Source organism: Mycobacterium sp. M26, assembly GCF_001494595.1.
Classification (GTDB): domain Bacteria; phylum Actinomycetota; class Actinomycetes; order Mycobacteriales; family Mycobacteriaceae; genus Mycobacterium.
This window is the reverse complement of record NZ_LN929908.1, coordinates 2,988,917-3,011,863: the sequence shown is the minus strand read 5'-3', so window position 1 is coordinate 3,011,863 and position 22,947 is coordinate 2,988,917. Positions and strand designations below refer to the sequence as shown.

The window sequence follows — 22,947 nt, the reverse complement described above, 5'->3', positions numbered from 1 at the left end:
AGATGTGTACGGCCTAGCAATCAACTCAGAGGCATGCTGGACAGATGTGCAGGAATATCACCGAGCTGCGCGGCCTGGAACCGGCGGCCACCGCCGAGGAGATCACCGCCGCCGCCCGCCAGTATGTACGCAAGGTCAGCGGGATCAGCCGGCCCACCGAGGCGGTGACCGAAGCCTTCGAGGCCGCGGTCACCGACGTCGCCGCGGCCACCAGCCGGCTACTGAACGAGCTACCGCCGCGGCGCCAGCCGCCCAAGTCCGTGCCGCCGCTGCGTCGGCCTGAGGTCCGGGCCCGGATGACGCACTGAAGACGGCCGAGAGTGCGGCGGGCTGCTAGCGTCCACTGCTCATGAGGCTTAAGGGTCTGTGGTTATCGTGTCTGCTGGTTCTCGCGTTCGTCTCCATGCCGGTGGCAACCGCGGAGCCGAGCTCCAATGATGTTGCCGCCCAGCTCAATTCGCTTCTCGACGGTCCCGGCGTCATCCTGCGTGGGCCCGAGAACTGCGTCAGCGACACCGCGCCGGACCCCTTCGCGGATCCCGCTGCTCTCGCCTACTGCGCGGTCAAGGACCCGTTCGGGGCGCTCGGCGGCCCGTCCTCCGGTGGATCTGCCACCGACTTCGTCCCGGCCGAGAACAGGTTCGAGTTCAGCCAGCCCCTCGACTGCGCGGGTAGCGACCCGGTCGCCGACGGCACGCACGACAACTGCCCGGTGGTGACCGGCGCGCTGACACTGCTGCGCAACGGCCTACCGGTGCGGTTGTTCGGCGTATGCGCCAAGAAAGCGGCCAAGGACTGCGCTGTGCTCGGCACCATCACCGACACGAACTGGAAGCCGGATGGTGTCTTCATGGTGATGGACCCGGCTGCGGTGGATGTGCACTGCTCCTATGCGCAGGACGCGGGCCGCAACGGCTGCAATGAGAACGGCGCCTTCACCGTGGGTCAGCCGCGTCCGCTGTGCACGGTGCAGCCCGATGACGAACAATGCCAGTTCGGTGCCGGCGAGCAGGAACAGATGCTTGCCGCCTATGCCCGTGACTGCACCGCGGACCCGAAGAACTGCCTGGAGAATCAGCTCGAGGCGCAGTGGAGTCCCCAATCTGTGCTCGCCATCGGGTATCTGGCGCGCGGCGACCAGAGCTGGGACTGCGCAGCGTCGCGGATCAAGGCCCAGCGGTTCGCCGACGCGGTGAATGCCCGGTGGGGACTGCAGCTGCCGCTGGTCCAGACCTACATCGATGTCGCCAAGGGGCGGGTTGTCTTCTCGGATTCCGATCGCGGCTGCTCGCCGCCGTGATGACAGCGTCTCCGGCTAGCTTGGCGGTACGTCCGAGGCGGGCAGGATCAGCTTCGAGACGCCGCCCGTCCCGTGGTGCACGGTGTGCACCGAGGCCACCATCCGGTGACCGCTGATGGCGGGTTCGCCGGTGCCGAGGTTGCGGGCGTAGCGGGGATGTGAGCCGCCGGCCACGACCACCCGGATGCGGGTGCCGGCGCGGAACCGGTGCGCGGTCGCGTCGAGCTCGATGCGGACCGGTCCGTCCGGGTTGGCGCTGAACCGGCGATAGCCGTCGCTGACATTGCGGCTGCGGCCACGGTCGTCGACCTCGCTGATCCGCACGAACAGGTCGAAGTGCGCGATATCGGATTCGTGGACCAGCTCGATCACCGGATTACCGGCCACGTAGAGATCGGAATCCAGCGGCCCGCTGGTGAAGCTGAGCACGTCGGCGCGCTGGGCGAGGGCGGAGTCGTCGCGGTAGCCGCTCTTACGGGCCAGCAACCGCCCACCGACGGTCGGCGTGGGATCGGCCGGGTCGTAGCGGAACGTCGAGGGGGCGGCGTCACCGGCGGGTGGCGCGGCGGCCAGGCGGCCCGCCGGTTGCAGGTACATGACGCCCTCGCCGGTGGCCGGCGGCCAGTCCGGCAGGTCGACCCAGCCGTGGTGGGCGACGTAGATCCGGACCCGGCTCGGCCGCTGCTGCGTCGGCTTCTTGGCCAGATGGGAGCCCAGCCAGGCCAGTGTCTCGTTGGCCGCCTGCCCGGCGGCCTTGGTGACCATGTCCGAATGCGTCCACGGACCGATCGTCATCGCCACATCGACACCCCGGCCGTGCAGATGCTGGAACTGGTGGATGGTCTGGTCCAGGAACAGGTCCTGCCAGCCGGTCAGCAGCAGCACCGGCACCTCGCAGCGGTCGAGCGCAGCGGTCATCCGCATGGTCTCCCAGAACGGGTCGTCCACCTCGGGGTGCTCGATCCACGACTCGTACCAGGGTGAGCCCGACCCCAGGAACTCGCGGCCGGCCCCACCCAGCGGCAGGCCGAGTACGCCGCGCTCGAGCCGGCGCCCGGCGATGGCCTGGTAGGCCAGCCGTCGCAGCAGCGGGTGCTCCTGGTGGGCCACCATGTCCGACCAGCCCAGGAAGTCGTTGAGCGAGAACGAGCCGGTGCCCCAGGAGGATTCGTGGAAGTCGTGCGGGCCGACGGTGATCACCGCCGCGGCCAGCTCCGGTGGCGGGTCCGACAGCAGGGCCCATTGCGTATAGCCCAGGTAGGACAAGCCGATGGTCGCGAAAGACCCGGTGAACCAGGCCTGTTCGCGCAGCCAGACCACGGTGTCGGCGGCATCGGGGGCCTCGTGGACCATGGGCACGAACTCGCCGCCGGAACCGAATGTGCCGCGCACGCTTTGCAGCAGTACGTGGTAGCCGCGGGCCGCGTAGAGCTGTGCATAGATCAGCGAGAACGGGAACGACCGGCCGTAGGGCCCGCGAACCAGGATGGTGCCCAGTGGCTCGGTGGTCAGCGGGGCATAGTGGGTGGCCCGCAGTGTGACACCGTCGCGCATCGGGATCGCGACGCCGCGGTGCACCACATAGTCGGTGCTCGGCGGCGGCAGCTTGAGGGCCCGCCCCACGGCCCGGTCGGCGAACTGGCGGACGCGGGTGCGGGCGGGCCGGTAGTTGGCGCGCGCGACGGTGTTGGTCACGCTGTCCAGGATAGGGAGAGCCGGGACACGGACGTGGCCCGCATGACAACGGTCTGCATGCGGGCCACGCCAGCGCGTCGATCAGACGGTCAGCACCGTCAGCTGATCGTTGTCCGCCTCGGCGAAGTAGAGCGTGGTGCCGTCAGCACTGGTGGTCAGCCCGACCAGGGCTCCGTCGGTGAGCGATCCCAGCGTGGTGATGACGGTATTGGTCGTCGCATCGACCACGGTGACGCCACCGGCCAGGCCGGCGATGTAGAGGACGCTGTTGTCCGGGCTCACGGCGATGGCGCCGGGCAATCCCGAGACCGAGATCTTGCTGATGAACTCCAGGGTCTGGGCGTCGAACACGGACAGGGTTCCGGGGATTCCCCCCGCGACCCACAGCGACTTGCCATCCGGGCTCAGCGCGCCCGACTGGATCAGGGCCGACCCCAATGAGCCCATCGGCTTGGTCAGGCTGACCATCTCCAGGCTGGTGTCGACCAGCGAAAGCGTCCCGTTCTTGTTCACCGAGTACAGCGTGCTGCCGTCAGCGCTCATCAGGAGCGTCTTCGCGTTCAGGCTGATCGTCGGGCCGACCATGTTGTTGACGACGTCGACCACGATGATGCCGCCGGTCGCCGAGGTCACGTACAGCTTGCCGCCATCGGGGGTCAGCACCAGCCGTTCGGTCTGTCCGCCGGTGGTGATGGTGGTGACGGTGTCGGTGATGATGTCGATTGCGGTGATGGTGTCATCCTGGTTGGCGACGTAGGCCTTGGTGCCATCGGCGTTGACGGCCAGGCCGAGCGGAGAGCTGCCGGCGGTGTAATCCCGGAGCTTGGTTCCGGTCTTCGTGTCATAGATCGCCAGGGTGCCGTTGTTGTTTGAGGAACTCTGGATGGTCACGAAGGCCAGGGTGCCTGCGCTGTTCAGGACGATGGACACCGGCGTGCCGTCTTGGATCGAGATCGGCGTGGAGCTGGTGAATTGTTTTGCCGCAACGGTGATTCCGGTGACATCGGTGGTGACGGCGGCAGCTGTCCCGTCGGAGGCCGAGATCGTGAAGCCATCGGTGATCGGCGATGCGCTCAGCCCGGCCAGGATCTGGCTGGCCTGGGTGGGGGTGTAGGTCCAGTGGTAGAGGCCGCTGCCGATGTCGTAGGTGACGACGACACCGCCCCGGGTCGGGTCAGTGGTGCTCACGCTGACGGTGTCGCCATCGGCATCGGTCACGGTGAAGGATCCGGAGACCACCCCGCCGGCGCCCGGTGTACCGGGGCCGGAGACCACCGTGATCACCGGTGCGGCGTTGCTGGCATCGGGGACAACGACATTCACGGTCTCGGTGGTCGAGTGCCCGGTCTGATTGAACAAATCGAACAGATGGAAGTGCAGGTGGAAGCCAGTGTCACTGATCTGCACCTGGAAGGTGTCGGCGCCGGTGTAGCCGATCACCGGGGTGTAGGTGAACGTGCCGTCAGCGTCGACGGTGGCCAACCCGTGCTCGCCCTGGATCACGGTGTAGACCAGAGTGTCGCCGTCGTAGTCGGTGGCGTTGAGGCTGCCGGTGATCTGGCCCTGGGCGTTCACCGCGTTGACGGTAGGTGTTCCGGCGGTGGGGGTTTCGTTGGCGATGAACGATTCGATGCGCCGGTAGAGGCCCCAGATGCCTTCCAGGATCGGATTCGGTGCGGGGTCGCCGGGCGACGGGGTGGCCAGCGGGTTGTAACCGAACACGCTGAGCACTCCGGCGACCAGGGCCCGGATCGGCCGGAACGGGGTGTTGGTGGTGGCCGCTGCGGTGGTCTTGGCGGCCAGGGGCGCAACGGTGGTGACGACGGCGGTGGCGGATGCGGCAGCTGGTGCGGTGCTGGCCAGCGCCGACTCTTCGCTGGTCTGTTGAGCCGGGTTCGTCGACGCCGGTGGCGTCGAGTCTGTGTGGGCGCTCGGCGTCGAATCGGATTCGGCTGTGTCGCTGGAAGTTTGGTCGTCCACCTCGGAAATGACTCTGGTACTCACCTTGCCGGTGCTGGCCGCCGCGGCGGCAGGGGAGCTGTTCTGATTGCCCGAATCGGAGTCCGACGATTGTTTACCCCGGCTCCTGGCTGATGAACCGGTGGTCTTCTTCGACGGTGCCGATGAACTCGATGACGAGTCAGAGTTCGCCGGCGCCGCGGAGGCGACGTACGGCGTGGCGGTGCTCACCGCGAGGCCGACGCCGAGGGCGACAGCCAGCGCGCCGACCCTCCCGACATGCTGGGCATAACGCGAACCGGTCGGCAGCGAGGTGGTGGTCATGATGGTGTTCCCCTATCGTGAGAGTGGCTGGTGGTCGGGTTGTTTGGATGGTCTGGTTAGGTGGACAGGCTGGCGGGACCGGGCGTTACGACGAGATCGATCACCCGATCGCTCGCGGTGTCCACTACATAGACGTGCTGCCCGTCGGGACTGATGACCACGTCGGCGACACTGTTGGAGCTCACGCCCTGGGCTGTGCCGATCAGAGTGGTGGTGGCCGCGTCGATGATCGCGAGCCCGCCGTTGGCGCCGCCGACGTACACCACGCTGCCGTCATTGCTCACCGCGACACCGTTGGGCAGATCGGACAGCCCCAACGTCGTGGTGAGCGTGAGGGTGCCGGCGTCATAGACGGCGACCTTGCTCTGACCCGGGTAGAACAGCGTGATGAAGAGGTGCTGGCCATCCGGGCTCAGTGCGAGTCTGCGGGTGGCCACGGCGTCGGTGTTGATCGGCTTCTGCAGGGTGACGGCCCCGGTGGCGGTGTCGATCGCCGAGATCGTGCCGTTCCGGTTGAGCGAGTAGAGCAGCGCGCCGTCCGCACTCAGCGCTATGTCGCGCGATGGCAGATCGATGGTCTCGTCGGTGAGCAGCGTCTTGGCCAGCGCGTCGACCACCTTGATGCCTCCGTCGTCGGTCGTGACGTAGAGCCGCTCACCGTTATTGCTGAGGGCGAGCGCGTTCGGTTGGCCCGCCACGCTGATGGTCGTCACGATGCCGGCGGTGGTGTCGATGATCGAGATGCTGTCCGAGCCCCCGTTGCTGACGTAGATCCTGTCGCCTCGAACGACCACCGAGGTAGGACCGCTGCCTACCGCGTACTCCGCCTCGACCGCACCGGTTGCGAGGTTCACCACCTTGACGGTGTTCGGGTCGCTCTCGGAGGCGCCTGCGTCGGTGACGTAGCCGTGGGTGCCGTCAGCGCTGACGAGGAACCCGCCCGGATTGCCGTCCGTCGCGATGGGAGTACCGGCCTCGAGATGAGCCTGAGGCACGGTCAGGTTCACCACTGCGACAGCTGAATTCGTCAGGTCGGTGGCGTTGATGGAGAAGCCGTCAATCGACGGTGTCGCCGCGAGCCCCGAGATCAGCTGGCTGGCCTGGGTGGGGGAGTACGTCCAGTTGTAGACGCCGAGCACCGGGTCGTAGTCGACCAGAAAGGGACCCTTGCCGGGGGTGATGGCATTGGTCACTGTTGTCGGATCCCGGTCCGGGTCGGCGACCACATAGGAGCCGTAGATCACGCCGGTCTCCGTCGGCGCGGTCGGGTCCAGGACGTCGGTGATGACGGGCGCCTGGTTGGCATTGGACCCGGAGTTCAGCGTCAGCACCGAGAGCTTATGGGTGGTGGTGTTCGCGGCATAGATCGTGCCGTCAGCGCTGAGCGCGAGACCACTGTGGCTGCCGGCGAGTTCGGTGCCAGTGTCCAAGACGTTCCCGTCCGTGAGATCTACGACTGTGATGTGGCCGCTGGTAGCGCTGGACAGGTAGGCCAGCGTGCCGTCGGGGCTCAGCGCAATCGCGTTGGGAGAGCTGGACAGCGCGATCGTCTGAACCACGCTCATGTGGCTCGGGTCTGCGACGTCATAGACCTTGATCGCGGTAGGTGTGGTGACGTAGGCCCGGGTACCGGCCTCGTTGACCGCCAGCGGCCCGGGATCGGTGATCACATAGGTGACTCCGAGCAGCGACCCGTCGGACGCCTTCAGCACTGCGAGTGCCAGTCCGGCGGTATCGGTGGCGTAGATCGTCGAGCTGTCGTTACCCGCGAAGGCGAGATAGCTGGCCGGATAACCGAATGTCGTTGCCACGGTGTCGGTTGCGGTGTTGATGACGACGATGCCGGGCATGACGGATCCGGTCTTGGTCGCGTATACCCGGGTTCCGTCCGGGCTGACGACGATCTGCTTGACCCCGCCGGCAATGGTGAGCGTTGTGACCGCCCCAGTGGTCGGGTTGATGACGTTGACGCCGCCGCTGTAGCCGACATAGATCCGGCCATCGGAGTGCACGGCGATCGTGGCCGGTTTGTCACCGACGGTGTAGGTATGGACAACCTGACCGGTGGCCAGGTCGACGACCGCAACGGTGTCTTGGGTTCTGTCGGCGAGGTAGGCCTGAGTGCCGTCGGCGGAGATCGCCACCGCGCTCGGCTTGCCGGGCACTGCGCCGATCGAGGCATCCACAGTCAGATGTGTTGGGGCGATGGTGATACCGCTGATCGTCAGCGATCCGGGTGCACTGGTTCCATCGGTGGCGGTTACGGTGAACGCGTCGGCCAGCGCCGTGGTGCCCAGACCGGAGACGAGTTGGTCCGCTTCGGTCGGGGTGTAGGTCCAGCGATAGATCCCGGATATCGCGTCATAGTCGACCACGACTGCGCCGTCGGACGGCTGGCCGATGGTCACCGTGGTGGGGTCGCCTTCGGGGTCGGTGACCCGGAACGATCCGGTCACCACGCCGTCGGCGTCGGGTGTGCTCGGCGCGGAAATCGCTGTGACGATGGGTGATTCGTTGGCATCCGCACCCAGCTTGAGGGTGATGACGGCGAGTGTCTGGTGCAGATCGTTGACGGTGTACAGGTGTAGTCCGTCCGGGCTGACGGCCAATCCGTCCGGTTTTCCGGGTAGCTGCTGGGTCGCCCCGGTGAGCAGCGTGTTGGTGGCGGTGTCGACCACGAACACCTTTCCGCCCAGCGTTCCGACGTAGGCCAGGCTGCCATCCGGGCTCAGCGTGACCGACAGCGGTTCGTTGTCGAAGTTCGTCGGCGCCGGCGGAATCGCGATCAGGGTGACCTCGGTGAGGTCGGTCGGGTCGGAGGTGTCGAACACCTGGACCGACCCGTTGAGGAAGGCGGCGATGTAAACCCGGGTTCCGTCCGGGCTGACGGCCAGATCAAAAGAACGGTCCGCGGTGTCGATGGCGTCGAGCACCGTGCCGGTGGTGGTGTCGATGACCGCCAGCTCGTCGAACCCCATGGCGTAGAGGGTCGAACTGTCGTCACCGGCGAACGTGAGCCGGCCGGCGACGTAGTTGATTGAGCCGACCTGGGTGTTGGAGACGGTGTCGATCACCGCGATCGCGCCCTCGTAGATCGGAACATAGAGGCGCGTGCCGTCAGGGGACAGCACCGGCAGGCCGGGTGCGTTGGACACGGCGACGGTGGCAGTGGTCTGCCCGGTGGCGGTGTCGATCACCGAGATGCTGTGGCCGTCGGAGTTGGCCACATAGATCCGTCCGTTGGATCCGGCGGCGATGCCGATGGGGTAGTCACCGACGGTGTAGGTCGCTTCCACCGCACCGCTGACCAGGTTCACCACCATGACGGTGGCGTTGCCGGAGTTGGTGACGTAGGCGCGGGTGCCGTCGGTGCTCACGGTCACGCTGCTGGCGCCGGTCCTGGTGCCCAGTTCGATCGGTGCGTCCAGGCCGAGGTGCGCCGGTGCCACAACCACGGTCTGGGGGTCGGTGGTGACCGGGTCGGTATGGCCGTCGGTGGCCGCGATCACGAAGGTGTCGGTCAGGGTGCCGCCGGTCAGCCCCAGCGCGATCTGTTCACTCTGGTATGGGCGGTAGGTCCAGGTGTAGATGCCGCTGGTGGCGTTGTAGCTGAAACCGACAGTGCCGTAATCAGGTTCACCGCCGGTGGCGACTGACACCGTGACGGGTTCGCGATTGAGGTCGATGACGGTGAAGGTGCCCTGTACTGAGCCGTCGTCGGCCGGAGTGCTCGGACCTGAGACGACCGTGATGACGGGCGCGACCTGGGGTACCACTACGGTGACGGTCTCCGTCGTCGAGTGCCAGGTGGGGTGGAACAGGTCGAACAGGTGCAGGTGGAGGTGGAAGCCGGTGTCGGCGATCGTCACCTGGAAGGTGTCGGTTCCGGTGTAGCCGGGGACGGGGGTGTAGGTGAAGGTGCCATCGGCATTCACGACAGCGGTGCCATGCTGGCCCTGGACGACCTCGTAGACCAGGGGGTCGCCGTCGAAGTCGGTGGCGTTGAGGGCGCCGGTGATCTGACCTTGGGAGTTGAGGGTCGAACTGACGGTGGGTGTTCCGGCCGTGGGGGTTTCGTTGGCGATGAACGATTCGATGCGCCGGTAGAGGCCCCAGATCCCGACCAGGATCGGGTTGGGTTCCGGTGCGCCCGGTACCGGAGCGGCTAGCGGGTTGTAGCCGAACACCGTGAGAACACCGGCGACGAGCGCTCGGATGGGCCGGAACGGGGTGCTGGCAGTCGTCGCTGCGGCGGTCTGTGCAGCGGCCGGTTGCACCGTCGTCACCGTGAGCGCCGTCGCCGCGGCCGGGGCGCTCTGGGCTGCGGCGGCGGGGGCATCAACGGACTCGGGCTGCGGGTCGGTGTCGGTCGTCGCTGTTACCGGAGCTCGCGAGACCGTCTCGCGTTGGCTCTCCACGGTGTCGGAGTCCCGCTCGACTGCACCGCCTTCCGAACCCCCGCTCACACGGACACGCCCCGTCGTGGCATCCGACTCGGACGTGGTGGTGGGTGTCGAGGTGTCGGTGTCGCTGTCCGACTTCGAAGCGGTCGTCTCGGCCTTCTTGGTGCTCGATGACCGCTTGGAGGATCCGGTCGACTTTCCGGAGGAGGAGGACGCTGTCGAGGAACCGGCTTCCGACGGTGCGGCTGCCGCGATTCCGGGGCCGGCGGTCGTCACGGCCACGCCGATGCCGAGCGCTACGGCCAGCGCTCCTACCCGCCCGACGTATCTGCCGCACCCGGTGGTGGCCGGCGTTCGGTCGGCGCGATGCCACGTCGTCGCGAATCCCAGGTCGCGGTCGGAGCAGTGGATGGCCATGACGTCCTCCGAGTTCTCGATGCGGATCCTGTGATCCGTAATGCGGAACCAATAGGACCATTCACTGATGGCGAACGCAAGGAAATTCCAAGGAAAGATTCAGAATCCGGATGAAAAATCTCGAAATACCGCGAAAACCATGGCATTTGGACCGCATTGTGAATCTCAGTAGGTGGCCTACGTTAAACAACGGAGCAATTTGTTCCGCAATGCGGATCAGGCGCGTGGCTTCGCCTGCCCGTCGCGGCGCATCACACGACTTCGGGGACGCCCAGTAGGCTGGCTGGTTGTGGCTCCCACACTCTGGGCGATCAGTGACCTGCACACCGGTCACACCGGCAACAAGCCGGTCACCGAATCGCTGTACCCGTCAACACCGGACGACTGGCTGATCGTCGCCGGCGACGTGGCGGAGCGCACTGACGACATCCGGTGGTCACTGGATCTGCTGCGGCGCCGGTTCGCCAAGGTGATCTGGGTGCCGGGCAATCACGAGTTGTGGACCACCGGCAAGGACCCGATGCAGATCTTCGGCCGGGCCCGTTACGACTACCTGGTCAACATGTGCGACGAGATGGGCGTCATCACCCCCGAGCACCCATTCCCGGTCTGGACCGAGCAGGGCGGCCCGGCGACCATCGTGCCGATGTTCCTGCTCTACGACTACACCTTCCTGCCGGCCGGGGCGACCACCAAGGCCGAGGGGCTGGCGATCGCCAAGGCCGCCAACATTGTGGCCACCGACGAGTTCCTGCTGTCGAGCGAGCCGTACGCAACGCGCGATGCGTGGTGCCGAGATCGGTTGGCCTACACCCGTAAGCGTCTCGAAGAGCTGGACTGGATGACGCCGACCGTGCTGGTCAACCACTTTCCGATGCGCCGCGAACCCTGCGACGTGCTGTTCTATCCGGAGTTCTCGCTGTGGTGCGGAACCGTCGAGACCGCCGACTGGCACACCCGCTACAACGCGGTGTGCTCGGTGTACGGCCACCTACACATCCCTCGCACCACCTGGTACGACGGTGTGCGCTTCGAAGAGGTTTCGGTCGGCTACCCGCGAGAATGGCGGCGCCGCAAGCCCTATCGGTGGATGCGGCAGATCCTGCCCGATCCGCAGTACGCGCCGGGATATCTCAACGACTTCGGCGGCCACTTCGTGATCACCCAGGAGATGAAGGAGCAGTCGGAGAAGTTCCGGGACCGGCTGCGCAGCCGACGCGGATGAGCGAGCTGATGCGGGCGGTGCTGCCCGAGGTCACCGGTCTGGTCTATGCGGAGTTGTACGACGACCCGCCGGACCTGACGCCGCTACCCGAAGAGGAGCCGCTGATTGCCAAGTCGGTGGCCAAGCGGCGCAACGAGTTCGTCACCGTGCGGCACTGCGCGCGGGTGGCATTGCAGCAACTGGGTCTGCCGCCGGTGCCGATTCTCAAGGGAGACAAGGGTGAACCCTGCTGGCCCGAGGGAGTGGTCGGCAGTCTGACCCACACCCAGGGCTATCGCGGCGCGGTGGTCGGCCGCAGCGAGGCGGTGCGTTCGGTGGGCATCGACGCCGAACCGCACGGGGTGCTTCCCGACGGGGTGCTCAACGCCATCAGTTTGCCGGTCGAACGCTACGAGATCGCCAAGCTGCCCGGCGGGCTGCATTGGGACCGGGTTCTGTTCTGCGCCAAGGAGGCAACCTACAAGGCGTGGTTCCCGCTCACCGAGCGCTGGCTCGGATTCGAGGACGCCCACATCACCTTCGACGTCGACGCCAGCGGCCTCAGCGGCAGTTTCGTCTCCCGAATTCTCATCGACCCGGCCGCCCGGTCCGGACCACCGCTGACACAGCTCGAGGGCCGCTGGTCGGTGGGCGGTGGTCTGGCGCTGACGGCGATCGTGCTGTGAGCCCCCCACCCGGCATCGTTGTCGTCGACAAACCGGCCGGCATGACCAGCCATGACGTGGTCGGCCGCTGCCGCCACATGTTCGGCACCCGCAAGGTGGGCCACGCCGGCACCTTGGACCCGATGGCGACCGGCGTGCTCGTCATCGGCATCGAGCGGGCCACCAAGATCCTCGGTCTGCTCACCGCCACCTCCAAGACCTACACCGCCACGATCCGCCTGGGCCGGTCCACCACGACCGACGACGCCGAAGGTGAGGTGCTGCAGGATGTTTCGGCCGAGCACATCACCGACGAGCAGATCGAGACCGGCGTCGCGGCATTGCGCGGCGACATTCTGCAGCGGCCGTCGTCGGTGAGCGCCATCAAGATCGGCGGCAAGCGCGCCTACCAGCTGGCCCGCGAGGGCCAGGAGGTGGAGCTGGCCCAGCGGCCGGTCCGCATCGACCGCTTCGAGATCCGCACCGTCCGCCGGGAGGGCCCGTTCGTGGACCTCGACGTCGAGGTGGACTGCTCGTCGGGCACCTACATCCGCGCGCTGGCGCGCGATCTCGGCGACGGCCTTGAGGTCGGGGGACACCTGACGGCGCTGCGGCGCACCCGGGTCGGCGGTTACGGCCTTGAGCACGCCCGCACACTCGAGACGCTGGCCGAGGATCCTCAGCTCAGCTATCCGCTCGACGAAGCCTGCCTGCTGGCGTTCCCACGCCGCGACATCACCACCGAGCAGGCCGATGATTGCGGCCACGGCAGACCGCTGCCCTCGGCCGGCATCGACGGGGTCTACGCCGCGACCGATCCGGATGGACGGGTGATCGCGCTGTTAAAAGACAAGGGATCTCGCACGAAGTCGGTAGTCGTGATCCGGCCCGCCACGCTCTAGCCGCGCCGGCTCGGGGGATGACCGTTCCAACGGATGTGCGCGCGGGTGAAGGCCGCGGTCTCGGAATAGCCGAGCCGCCGGGCGGTCTCCTCGACGGTGAAACCGGAGTCGAGCAGTTCGGCCGCCAGCGTGGCACGCACCTCGTCGAGTAGAGCGCGAAAGCTGGTGCCCTCTGCGGTCAGCTTGCGGTGCAACGTCCGTTCAGTGATGCACAGTCCTTTGGCCACCTCGGCCATCGACGGAATCTGTGCGGAGTTCTGGATGATCCGCGATCGCACGGCGGCCGCGATTCCGCGACGGGTACGCCGCCGGTCCAGCAGTTGCTCGCATTCCCGGATGCAGATCGCCGCGGTCTGGGGGTCGGCCGCGGGCATCGGCTGGTCGATCAGGTCGGCGGGGAAGACCAACGCATTGCGGTCCCCGGCTGTCACCCGGATCGTCAGGTCGTCGATCTCGACGTTGTCGACGGGCAAGGTGGTCTCGGCCAGTTCGATCCGAAACGACATCGGCGGATGGTGCGAGCCGATCAGCATCGGGAAGAGCCGTACCGCCATGCTGAAGTCGCGTTCGATCAGGAATTGCCGGACGTCCGAGGGGATTTGGGTGTCGTCGATCGCCACGACTGCCTCGTCCCCGACGAGCTCGGGTGCGGCCAGACTCAGATAGGAGGCCGACAGCGCGCTGTAGCGCCAGGCCACGTCGATGGCATCCCCGAACGTCGGGCTCGACATCAAGGCGTAGCCGAGGATGCCGGTGTCGGCGAGGCTGTACCGCGAGCCGGCCTCCATACCCAGTCCGGGGCGGTTACCCAAGTGGGCGATGACATTTCGGATGATGGCCAGCTCCTGGGCGGGACTGATCTCGCCGTTGGGATTGCTCAGGTCATCGGGCGACAGGCCGGTGCCGGCCAGACACGCCATGGCGTCAAGGCCATGCTGTTCGGCGACGTCCACGATATGCCGTCCGGTGGCCGACGATCGGGCGATATCGAGTCCGGAAATGGCTGCCATGTGTCCGAAACTATCAAGTTGGTGTCCGATAAGGACATTCTTTCGGCGCTTGCGGGCTCCTAACTTGATGGTTATGCCGACTGACGTTCTCAGAACGCCCCCACCTCGCGCTATTGCCGCGGCTGCCCGATCATCCCTGTCCGACCTGTGGCGACCGGTCGCCGCAGGGGCGTATCGCGACATCCGCCGACCGCGTGCCCATGCAGCGCCGAAAATGCTGCCGCGCAGTACCTTTGATCCCACCCTGCCCGACAACATCGTCAACCCGTATCCCGCGCTGGGACGGATCCGTGAACACCCCGTCGTCGTCAACGAACGCCTCGGTGTGTGGATGCTCGGTCGTCACGAGGATGTACACGCCGCGGCTCGCAACAGCGAAGCATTGTCGTCGCGTGACGGAATCACCCTGCGCGGCTACAGCCCGAGCGTGGTGCTGCTCGCCGATCCGCCGGATCACACCCGATTGCGCCATATCGTGGCGCCGGCGTTCACCAAGCGTGCTGTCAACCAGTTGACCTCGGATATTGAGGTTCTCGCCGACGAGTCCATCGCCGCGTTGCGCGGCGGCGAGACTGTCGATCTGGTCAGCGCCTTGACCGTCCCGATGCCCATCAACGTCATCGCCACCATCCTCGGAGTCCCGCGCGAGCAGTGGCCGACCTTCCGCGAGGTGTCGAACCGCTTCGCCCAAGTGTTCGCGCCCCGGTCATTGCTGGAGGTGACCCGGATCATCGGCTCGAGCCTGCAGGGGTACCTGCTGATGCATGCCCTGATGGAGTCGGAAATGCGTCACCGGGCAATGCATCCGGCTGACGACTTGCTCACCAGACTGCACGAGGCGCGCAGCAGTGGCGAACTCTCCGCGAGCGAAGCCTTCCTGTATTCGATGATCCTGCTGGTTGCCGGTAACGAGACCACGACCAACTTGCTGGGCATGCTGCTGATGCGGATGGCCCAGGACCAGGATCTGTTCGACGAGCTGAAAGCCGATCGGAGCCTGGTCCCGAACGCTGTGGAGGAAGCCGCCCGCTGGGGGTCTCCGGTGCAGTGGGTAACCCGGGTTGCCACCCGGCCCTACGAGGTGGGCGGGACAGTGATTCCGGCGGGCGGCCGGGTCATGCTTCTGTACGCATCGGCCAACCGGGACCCGGACAAGTTCGCCGAGCCCGACCGGCTCGACATCCACCGGGACACCACCGGGCATCTGGCCTTCGGACACGGCCTGCACTTCTGCCTGGGGGCCCACCTCGCGCGGCTGGAGTCCATTACCGCGGTGAATCACTTGCTCGACGCGGTCGACGGCCTGGAAGTGGCGGGGCCGGTGCGATGGGGGACCACGCCCTCGCTACAGGGCCCGGCGTCGTTGCCGGTGCGCATCCGGCGCTGACTTCGCTGCGGCGCCGGGCACTTCCCAGGGTTTCTTAGTCCTCACCCGCACGCTGACGGGCATGGGCGAGCGCAGCATTGACGTCGTCGGCATCGAATTCACTAACAGCGGCGAGCCGACCGTCGCGGTACTCGTTGACCAGGATTCGTGTCCATGTGTACCGCTCACCGTCGCGACCCAGTCCCTGACGTTCCAGCCGGCCGGCCAACACCGTTGTCGACGCCCACCGAAGCGCAGAGAACCAGGAACGCGCCGACTCGAGCATCCCGTAGAGCTCTTCGAAGCTACGGCGAAGATCGTCGGCCGTTCGATCGGGAAACACGGAGCGGGAATGGTTTTCGAACCGGAAGTCGGACGTGGTCATCTGGGTGAACAGGGTGTCCCAGTCGGCCCGGTTCATGGTGAGGATGTACTCGGTGCTGAACTGGCCGTATGTCATCGACGCGGTCCCTTCGCCGGCGTAGTAACGCGACTCCAGCTCCCGATACGCCGCCTCGAAATCGTCTTCTTCGAAACGGACCTCGCCGGAAAGGCGGCCGTCACCGAGTTCGAAAACGTGCAGATACGTTGACTCGTTGCCGGACGCGTCTGACCATCTGGTCCGGTAGAGCACCAGGTGCTCGCCACGAACTGCCAACGGGCTTCCGTCGAAGGTGTTGAACTGATCCAGGACTCGTAACGTTGCGGCGCGCAGTGCCTCGTGGCCGCGGAGTGTATCGCCGGCCATCCGCCGCCGGTCGTCGATGACAAAGTCTTCTGTGCTGCATTCCAGTACTTTCGTGACGCTGGCGGCGTTCAGTGCGGCGACGAGGCGCCGGGCCGTGATACCGGCTGAGTTTCGCACCGCCAGAGGGTTCGCGGCATCCCGCACCCGATCCTCGGCATAGGCGAAAGCGACGTCCTCGTCCTCGCATTCGAACTGGCACGCACCGGCGAACCGTCCTCCTCGTACTTCGCCCACGACAATGCGGGTCCAGGTGTACTGCTCACCCTCGCGGCCGGCGGCGTCACGCTTGAGGAACGCCACGAACCAGGACGCCGAAACCCACTCGATGGCGGCCAGCCATTCCCGAACCGACTCGACGAGCTCGGTGAGCTCCTCAAGGCTGGCCCGGTACTCCTCGGCCGAGCGGTCCAGAAAGACTGAACGAGAGTGGCTTTCGATGTGCACGTCTGGTGTGCTCAACTCGTCGAAGAGCGTGTCGAGGTCGCCGCGGTTCTTGGTCTCGACGTACCTGGCCGTCGTCATGCCCGGTCCGGCGAACTTTGCGCCTGGTCCGGCGTAGTAGCGGGTCTCCAGCTCACGATAAGCAGCATCGAAAGCTTCCTCGTCGAAGCGGTCCTGAAAGATGATCCGACCGTGATCGCCCACTTCGGTGAGTGCGTAGCCGCTCGACTGGTTCCCGGAGTCGTCCGACCATCGATACAACCCGAGGTGGAGCCGATCGCCTCGAATGGCAACGGTGTGGTGCTCGAATCGGTTGTACATGGCGGTGATTCGCTGCCACGCAGCCCGAACTTCTGGCCTGTCAGTCACAGGTCCGCCGCTGATCGCGCGATGATCGGCATGGTCGAAATGCTCGGCGTAGCTATCGACAATGGTATCAAGGTCACCGGCCACGGCGGCGGCGACGATCCGATCTATCGCATGCGAAGCGGTATTGCTCAATACGAGCCTGGTATGGCCCTGCGCGACAACGGATTCAGCGTGTGCAAATGCCGCCCATTCGTTGTCGAATTCCCGGATCGTCACTAGCAATCCGTCGCGACACTCGCTCACATATAGGAAGTTCCAGCTGTACTCTTCGCCGTCTGTGCCGACTCCCGCGATCTCTCCCTGTCCGACCGCGCAGTCCGGCGACAGCCAACGCAGGACCGGCACCCAGTGTCGTTGGGACACCAGTTGCCGTCCCCGCTCCTGCATCCAGCGGAACATATCCTCGACGGTACGTTCGGGATCCTTCAGCGCGGAAGGTGAAGCGATCCAGCGAAATTGCGGGTGGGAGGCGCGGCGCACGCCCTCGATATCGTTGGTGCTGATTGCCGTCACCCAGTCGGTGGTGGCGTGGCCATTGACCGCGAATTCGGAGCCCTCTGCGCCGTAGTAGCGACGTTCCAATTCGCGATAGGCAGTCCAGAAGTCGTCTCCGTCGAAGTAGATCAGCGCTGACACCAGCCCGTCCTCGCCAAGTTCTGCGACGTGCAGATTGCTTGCTTCGTTTCCGGCGTCGTCCCACCAGCGACTCCGTGTGAGGCAGAGTCGATCACCGCGCACAGCCACGGTGTGGCCATCGAAATGAGCGTATTGCTCGAGCAGGGCGGGAACGCTCTCGCGCAGGTACTCGATACCTGCTGTCAGATCTCCGGAGATCGAGCGCCTGACTTCGTAGCTAATCCAGGGGGAGAACTGACTGATCGCCGCCTCAGCATCATGGGTTTGGAACGCTTCGATTACCAGGTCGGATACCCGGCTGGCCTGATTGTCCACGACGAGCCCGCGCGGACGCTGGGTGATAAGAGACTCAGCGTAGGAGAACGCGGAGTCCTCGTCCTCGACCTCGAACTCGCGGACCGAGACTCCTAGGCCGCTGCGGTACTCACCCACCGCAATCCGGCTCCAAGCAAACTCTTGGCCGGTGCCACGGATCTCAATCAGTGCCAGATAGCAGTCTGGCGACAGCCACCGGATAGCCGATGTCCACACCTTGAGGGAGGACACCTGTCGCGCGCGTTCGTCGAGCCAGTCGAAGAACTCGTCGAGTGAACGCTCGGTGGGCTTGAGTGCCGCGGCCGATGCCCGCCAACGGAAATCGGGCTGGCACACGCGGCGCGCTGCCTCCACGTTGCGGCTCCACATGGCCTCGAGGAATGCGCAGGTTCCGTGCCCACTCTCGGCATACGGTGCGCCTTCACCGGCGTAGTAGCGCCTGTCCAACTCCCGGCAGGCACCTTCGATATCATCAGCATCGAATCGCCCGTGGTAGCAGACCAGCTCGTCCTCGCCGATCTCGAACATGTCGAGGGAGGCCGTTTCGTTGCCGGAATCGTCCGTCCAGTGCACGTGCACCAGGACCAAGCGTTCGCCCCGCACCGCCACGGGCTGCCAATCGACGTGCGGGTACTGCTGATACTTCCGCATCCCGGCTTCCCGGAACTCAACGCTGTCTGTGATGGGATCCCCGCGCAGGCCGCGGTGATCCTCGTAGACGACATCTTCGGAGTAGATCGCGAAGATGACATCAGCGTCGTCGGTTTCGGCGGCGCGAGAAGGAAGGTCGGTGGTCCGACTTGCGCGGTTGTTGACGGACAGTCGCCGTGGGGGCGCGGCTCCGACCGGTGGCCGGTGTTCAGCTGTCGCAGGTGCGGTCCGGCCCAGCATGAACACCGCATCCTTGGCGGTATAGAGCGACTCGGCGTCGCGGCGGGCACGATCGGCTGCCCTGGCATCACCGGCGGCTGCCAGTACTCGGCTGAGCGCGAGGCAGGCGTCGGCATGGTCAAGAACCAGGTCGGTTTCTGACGCTACCGCAACGGCTTCACGAGCTTTGGCTACCGCCTCCAGGTGGCGGGCCTGGGCGGAGAGGATCTCCGCGCGGACCGCGCGCCAGGCAATTGCTGTTTTGAGATTGTGCCCGGCGATTCGTTCGCTCTCGGCGGCATACCGGTCGGCTTCCTCGGTACGGCCCTGGGCCAGAACGGATCTGGCCAACAACGCTGCGGCCTGACCGGCGTCGGCGCCGACACCGAGTGCATCGAGGCCTTCGAGTGCGGTACGGAAGTGCGGCTCGGCTGCCGCCTCGTCGCCGACCATCAGCTCGATGATTCCGGCGTACAGTTCGGTCTCCATCAGGCCGTGCCGCAGACCGAGTTCGGCAACGACCTTGTGCGCTTCGGCGAGCATCGACCTCGCCTTGTCCGGACGGCCGCGCAGCAGTTCCAGCACGGCCAGACAACGTAGCGAGGTCGCCTCCAATGACGGCGCAGCCGTGGTCATCCGTTGCATCCGAACCACATCCAGGCAGCGGCCACCGGCCTTGGGCGCCGGACTCGGCCCCCACAGGGCGGCGTTCGGTGCGGCGCTGAGGGCTGCGGTGATCTGCCGGTGATCACCACCTCGACGGGCTGCGATCAATGCCTCGAACAGGTCTGCCTCACAGTCGCCGATACGGCCCAACCGGGCCCGGGTGTTGGCTCGGACTCGATGAGCCTTGGCGAGCCCGGCGGCGTCGGTGCGGCGGGTGAACTCGTCGATGGCCTCCTGTAACCGTCTGTCGGCTTCAGGTAGGCGGCTTGGATCGGTCAAGACCACCAGTTGGCAGCGATAGCAGATCGCCCACGGCGCGAGGGAGTCCCCGGCGATGCGCTCCAGTTCCTCCACGAACGGGGATCCTGCTGCGACGTCGCCCCCGGACAGGAACGCCTCGCAGCCCACCAACAGCAGGTCGGCATGCAACGTGCCGTCGGCCGCGGCGAGGGCGGCCCCGCGCGCGGCTTGGCCGCCGGCCGAGACGAGCTCGTCGCGGTCCAGGGCGCGTCGCGCCGAAGTGAGATAGCTTCGGGCGGAACGTACGGCGAGTTCGGCGCTGTGGGCGTCGCGAAGGCCGAGATCCCTTCGATAGCCATGAGCAGCTTCAAGGTTGCGCGCGATCACCTCGTTCGATTCGACGGCAAAACTAGGGCCGCCGGCCTCGACCCAGTTCGCCAGTCGTTCGTGGAGGTCGGCCCGCTCGGACTTGAGCAACCTGCGGTAAGCGACGTCGCGGATCAGCACGTGGTGGAACCGCCAGACGGGTTCGTTTCCGACGTAGGTTCCGGTGGGTTGCGCGAGCTCGATCCTGCGCAGCCGGGACAGCACGGCGAGGATCTCAACCTCGGGGAGTCCAGACAGCTCCGACACTGCGCTCGCGGCGAAGTCGGTGCCGATCACCGAGGCGACCTCGAGTACTCGGCGATCGGTGGACTTGAGGCGCTCCAGCCGAGATGCCAGCAGCGCCTGGATAGTCGGCGGGATGGCGATATCGGCTGCATGCACCGTCAGCCGCCAGCCACCGGGGTCACGGTCGAGTACTCCGTCGTGGACCAGCATGCCGACCAGTTCTCGGACGAACAGCGGATTGCCACCTGTCGAGATGGGCAGTCGGCTCACCAGCTCGTCGGGCAGCTGGTCGCCGCCCAGGACCTGCGCGGCCAGCTCGGCGGTAGCGCCGGCTTCCAGACCGCGTAGCCGGACTGCTTCGGTGACCCAGCCGCCTACGGTAACGAGGTCGGGGCGGGTCTCGCCGGACTGCTTCGGTGACCCAGCCGCCTACGGTAACGAGGTCGGGGCGGGTCTCGCGGAGTTCGGGGCGGGCCAGTGCGACCATGAGGACCGGCACGCCGTGGATCCACTCCGCGAGGTGCTCGATGAAGTCGAGCAGCAGGCTGTCCGCCCACTGGATGTCGTCGACGATCAGGACTACCGGGCCGGCGGAGGCGAGTACTTCGACGAAACGACGCAACGCCCAGAAGGTTTCCTCAACTGAGCCAGGGACACCGGCCGTCATACCGGCCAGGTCGCGCAGCAGACGTTCCCGCTCCGCGGTGTCGGCTGGTATGTCGGCGTCCAGGTCTCGCGGCCGCAACACCTCGACTACCGGTGCCAGCGCCGGGCTGCCCTCGACCGCGCATCGCACCTCGATGACCCGGGTACCCGGTAGCGATCCGGCAAACTCGGAGGCGAGCCGGGTCTTGCCGACACCCGGATCGCCGGTGACAGTGACCAGGCGTACCGTTCGTAATGCGACGGCGTTATCGAAAACCCTTCGAATGCGACCCAATTCGTCGTCGCGGCCGACAAAGGTGAGCGCTTCGGTTGCCTCGGATCGATGTGCGAGCCACCGGTATACCGACACCGGAGCTTGCCGGCCCCTCACACTGACGGCGCCCAGCGGTTCGTAGCGGTGCCGACCCCGCGTGGAGCGCCAGGTTTCTTCACCCACCACGACATGTCCGTGCGGGCACTCCGACTCCAGCCGCGCTCCGACATTCAACGCGTCGCCCACAAGGTCGGCATCGGCCGCCCCCACCACCACCTCGCCGGTGTTGACCGCGACGCGCAGTGCTAGCGACACCCCGTGGACGTTGTCGACCTCGCGCGCGAAGTCGACGAAATGCTCCTGCAACTCAACGGCGGCTTCCACGGCGCGCGCAGCATCGTCGGGTCCGATCTCAGGTACCCCCCAGACGGCCATAAACCCGTCGCCGATGTACTTGGTCACCCCGACTCGGTGGCGTTCGACGGTCGCGCCCAGGAGGTCGTGGTAACGGCCGATCACCTCCCGGGCGGTCTCGGCGTCGACGATCTCCTCGAACGCCGTCGACCCGGCCAGGTCGGCGAACATCACCGTCACGGTCTTGCGGGTCGGGCCGTCCGTGCTGTGCCCGCCCCGCTTATCCAGAGCCGCGCCGCAGGACTTGCAGAACCGCGCCGTCGCGCTGACGATGACACCGCAGGAGTCGCAGGAACGCTCCATCGGCGCGCCGCAGCCCTCACAGAAGCGGGCGTCGGCTTCGTTCTTGGTGCCGCACGCGGCACAGGGGCGGGCCGTCATCTGTCAGTCCGGCTTCAACGCCAGGGCGTCGTTGTCCTCGATAGCGGCCGCGGCGTTGGTCGCCATGACTCGCAGCAGATCAACCTGGCGGTCGTTGGCGATCTGGCCGGCCGCCAGCACCGGGTAGATAAAGCACAATGCCGCGGTGAGTCGATAGTCCCTCTGCAATTCGTTTGCTGGGTAATCGATTCCATGCTCCGCCAAGCGTTGTCGGTACCGATCGATCAGGGTGGCTTCGCAGGTGTGGCGGGTCTCCGTGGTCAAGCTTTGGGACAGAAAGTAGGCCAGGTCGTAGGCGCCGCGCGCCAGCGATGCGACTTGCCAATCCAGCGCCGTCACAGGCGGATCGCTGGGCTGGACGGCGAAGAACAACTGATCGAGGCGAAGATCGCCGTGGCAGAACGTGATCGGTGGGCGGGCAATCTGTTCGAGATACCACGGCATCAAGACGGGTAGACGGTCGCCAAATGACCGCATCTCGGCGGATAGGTCGGTGCCGACCAGCTCGAGGAAAGGGGGCCAACGTTGCTCGAAGGCCGCCGCGAGCACTTGGGGAAACGGTGGCGTCTGGTAGGCCCTCAGCCAAGGCAATGCGCTGAATTGATCGCTGTCCCACCAGTACGCATGGTGCTCAGCGATCGCGTCGATGACGGTCTGGGCATCGCCGGCGGAGCATCCGACAGTCTGGTCGGCTAGCCGTCGGTCCCGCAGATCTTCGAGTACCAGCACGAAATCGTGGGTGTCCTCGTCGAAGGCAACGAAGTACGGGGTGGCCGGTTTCAGCGGGTTAGCAAGCCCAATCTCTTTGTAGAAACACACCTCCCGCCGATAGAGATCCAGCGGCTCGCACATCCCCGTGCGGGCCTGCTGGTCGAGAGTGGGAAGTTTGACGACCACCGAGGGGGGAACATTCGTACCGGCGAGATGGGCGCGGTAGAGCCTCCCGAGTATCCCTATGCCGATACCGATCTGTTCGATCCGGAGGTCGCGAACCTCGGCGCCGAGAACCCCGCCGAGCCATTCGGGCGTGATGGATTGCGGATCGACCGGAAACCACCCCATGCGTCCCGCCCTCCGCTGGCGATGGGCCG

14 protein-coding genes are annotated in these 22,947 nt (G+C 66.1%); 7 read left to right on the top strand and 7 right to left on the bottom strand.

Annotation, left to right across the window (positions count from 1 at the left end):
* Positions 1-44 precede the first annotated feature (44 nt).
* Positions 45-308, top strand: coding sequence for a DUF2277 family protein (locus BN3385_RS23730; RefSeq protein WP_059020536.1), 264 nt, complete (start codon positions 45-47; stop codon positions 306-308).
* Between the two features lie 101 nt (positions 309-409).
* Positions 410-1,300: a hypothetical protein gene (locus BN3385_RS23725; RefSeq protein ID WP_156432867.1), complete on the top strand. Its 891-nt coding sequence runs from the start codon at positions 410-412 to the stop codon at positions 1,298-1,300.
* A 15-nt stretch (positions 1,301-1,315) separates the two neighbouring features.
* Here the strand turns inward: BN3385_RS23725 and BN3385_RS23720 are convergent, their stop codons facing one another.
* From BN3385_RS23720 to BN3385_RS23710, 3 genes are all read right to left on the bottom strand, one after another.
* Positions 1,316-2,995, bottom strand: a complete 1,680-nt coding sequence (locus BN3385_RS23720) for a CocE/NonD family hydrolase (protein ID WP_059020532.1) — start codon at positions 2,993-2,995, stop codon at positions 1,316-1,318.
* An 81-nt stretch (positions 2,996-3,076) separates the two neighbouring features.
* Positions 3,077-5,278: a cadherin-like domain-containing protein gene (locus tag BN3385_RS23715; protein ID WP_059020530.1), complete on the bottom strand. Its 2,202-nt coding sequence runs from the start codon at positions 5,276-5,278 to the stop codon at positions 3,077-3,079.
* Positions 5,279-5,334: 56 nt separating this feature from the next.
* Positions 5,335-9,744 carry a beta-propeller fold lactonase family protein gene (locus tag BN3385_RS23710; protein ID WP_059020528.1) on the bottom strand — a complete coding sequence of 1,470 codons (4,410 nt, stop codon included), beginning with the start codon at positions 9,742-9,744 and terminating at the stop codon, positions 5,335-5,337.
* A gap of 16 nt (positions 9,745-9,760) precedes the next feature.
* On the opposite strand from BN3385_RS23710, the gene BN3385_RS23705 reads away from it, so the two are divergent.
* The 4 genes from BN3385_RS23705 to truB all read left to right on the top strand — a co-directional run bounded on the left by BN3385_RS23705 (position 9,761) and on the right by truB (position 12,869).
* Positions 9,761-10,132, top strand: a complete 372-nt coding sequence (locus BN3385_RS23705) for a hypothetical protein (protein WP_059020526.1) — start codon at positions 9,761-9,763, stop codon at positions 10,130-10,132.
* A 255-nt stretch (positions 10,133-10,387) separates the two neighbouring features.
* Positions 10,388-11,323 (top strand): ACP phosphodiesterase PptH, encoded by a 936-nt coding sequence (gene pptH / locus BN3385_RS23700; RefSeq protein WP_231748804.1) that lies wholly within the window; start codon positions 10,388-10,390, stop codon positions 11,321-11,323.
* On the top strand, positions 11,320-11,988 hold the full coding sequence (pptT, locus tag BN3385_RS23695; RefSeq protein ID WP_059020523.1) for a 4'-phosphopantetheinyl transferase PptT: 669 nt from the start codon (positions 11,320-11,322) through the stop codon (positions 11,986-11,988). Before pptH ends, pptT begins: the two co-directional genes overlap by 4 nt.
* Positions 11,985-12,869 (top strand): tRNA pseudouridine(55) synthase TruB, encoded by an 885-nt coding sequence (gene truB / locus BN3385_RS23690; RefSeq protein WP_059020521.1) that lies wholly within the window; start codon positions 11,985-11,987, stop codon positions 12,867-12,869. Before pptT ends, truB begins: the two co-directional genes overlap by 4 nt.
* Here truB and BN3385_RS28375 read toward each other — a convergent pair.
* Positions 12,866-13,879 carry an AraC family transcriptional regulator gene (locus tag BN3385_RS28375; RefSeq protein ID WP_059020520.1) on the bottom strand — a complete coding sequence of 338 codons (1,014 nt, stop codon included), beginning with the start codon at positions 13,877-13,879 and terminating at the stop codon, positions 12,866-12,868. The two genes, truB and BN3385_RS28375, sit on opposite strands and share 4 nt — an antisense overlap.
* 214 nt (positions 13,880-14,093) lie before the next feature.
* On the opposite strand from BN3385_RS28375, the gene BN3385_RS23680 reads away from it, so the two are divergent.
* Positions 14,094-15,266: a cytochrome P450 gene (locus tag BN3385_RS23680; protein WP_231748803.1), complete on the top strand. Its 1,173-nt coding sequence runs from the start codon at positions 14,094-14,096 to the stop codon at positions 15,264-15,266.
* Between the two features lie 34 nt (positions 15,267-15,300).
* Here BN3385_RS23680 and BN3385_RS23675 read toward each other — a convergent pair whose 3' ends face one another.
* Genes BN3385_RS23675 through BN3385_RS23665 form a run of 3 tightly spaced genes read right to left on the bottom strand, consistent with a single transcriptional unit; the run spans position 15,301 to position 22,918 of the window.
* The gene (locus BN3385_RS23675; protein WP_156432865.1) at positions 15,301-20,412 is read right to left on the bottom strand and encodes a nuclear transport factor 2 family protein; all 5,112 of its coding nucleotides are present in this window, start codon (positions 20,410-20,412) and stop codon (positions 15,301-15,303) included.
* On the bottom strand, positions 20,321-21,856 hold the full coding sequence (locus BN3385_RS23670; protein WP_059020513.1) for an AAA family ATPase: 1,536 nt from the start codon (positions 21,854-21,856) through the stop codon (positions 20,321-20,323). The genes BN3385_RS23675 and BN3385_RS23670 overlap by 92 nt, the downstream gene beginning before the upstream one ends.
* Before the next feature lie 3 nt (positions 21,857-21,859).
* Positions 21,860-22,918 carry an oxidoreductase family protein gene (locus BN3385_RS23665; RefSeq protein ID WP_059020511.1) on the bottom strand — a complete coding sequence of 353 codons (1,059 nt, stop codon included), beginning with the start codon at positions 22,916-22,918 and terminating at the stop codon, positions 21,860-21,862.
* Positions 22,919-22,947: the final 29 nt, after the last annotated feature.

Bases quoted from the DNA above. Each gene is read 5' to 3' on its own strand.
- BN3385_RS23730 (WP_059020536.1), top strand. From the start codon at position 45: ATGTGCAGGAATATCACCGAGCTGCGCGGCCTGGAACCGGCGGCCACC.
- BN3385_RS23715 (WP_059020530.1), bottom strand. From the start codon at position 5,278: ATGACCACCACCTCGCTGCCGACCGGTTCGCGTTATGCCCAGCATGTC.
- pptT (WP_059020523.1), top strand. From the start codon at position 11,320: ATGAGCGAGCTGATGCGGGCGGTGCTGCCCGAGGTCACCGGTCTGGTC.
- BN3385_RS28375 (WP_059020520.1), bottom strand. From the start codon at position 13,879: ATGGCAGCCATTTCCGGACTCGATATCGCCCGATCGTCGGCCACCGGA.
- BN3385_RS23680 (WP_231748803.1), top strand. From the start codon at position 14,094: ATGCTGCCGCGCAGTACCTTTGATCCCACCCTGCCCGACAACATCGTC.
- BN3385_RS23670 (WP_059020513.1), bottom strand. From the start codon at position 21,856: ATGACGGCCCGCCCCTGTGCCGCGTGCGGCACCAAGAACGAAGCCGAC.
- BN3385_RS23665 (WP_059020511.1), bottom strand. From the start codon at position 22,918: ATGGGGTGGTTTCCGGTCGATCCGCAATCCATCACGCCCGAATGGCTC.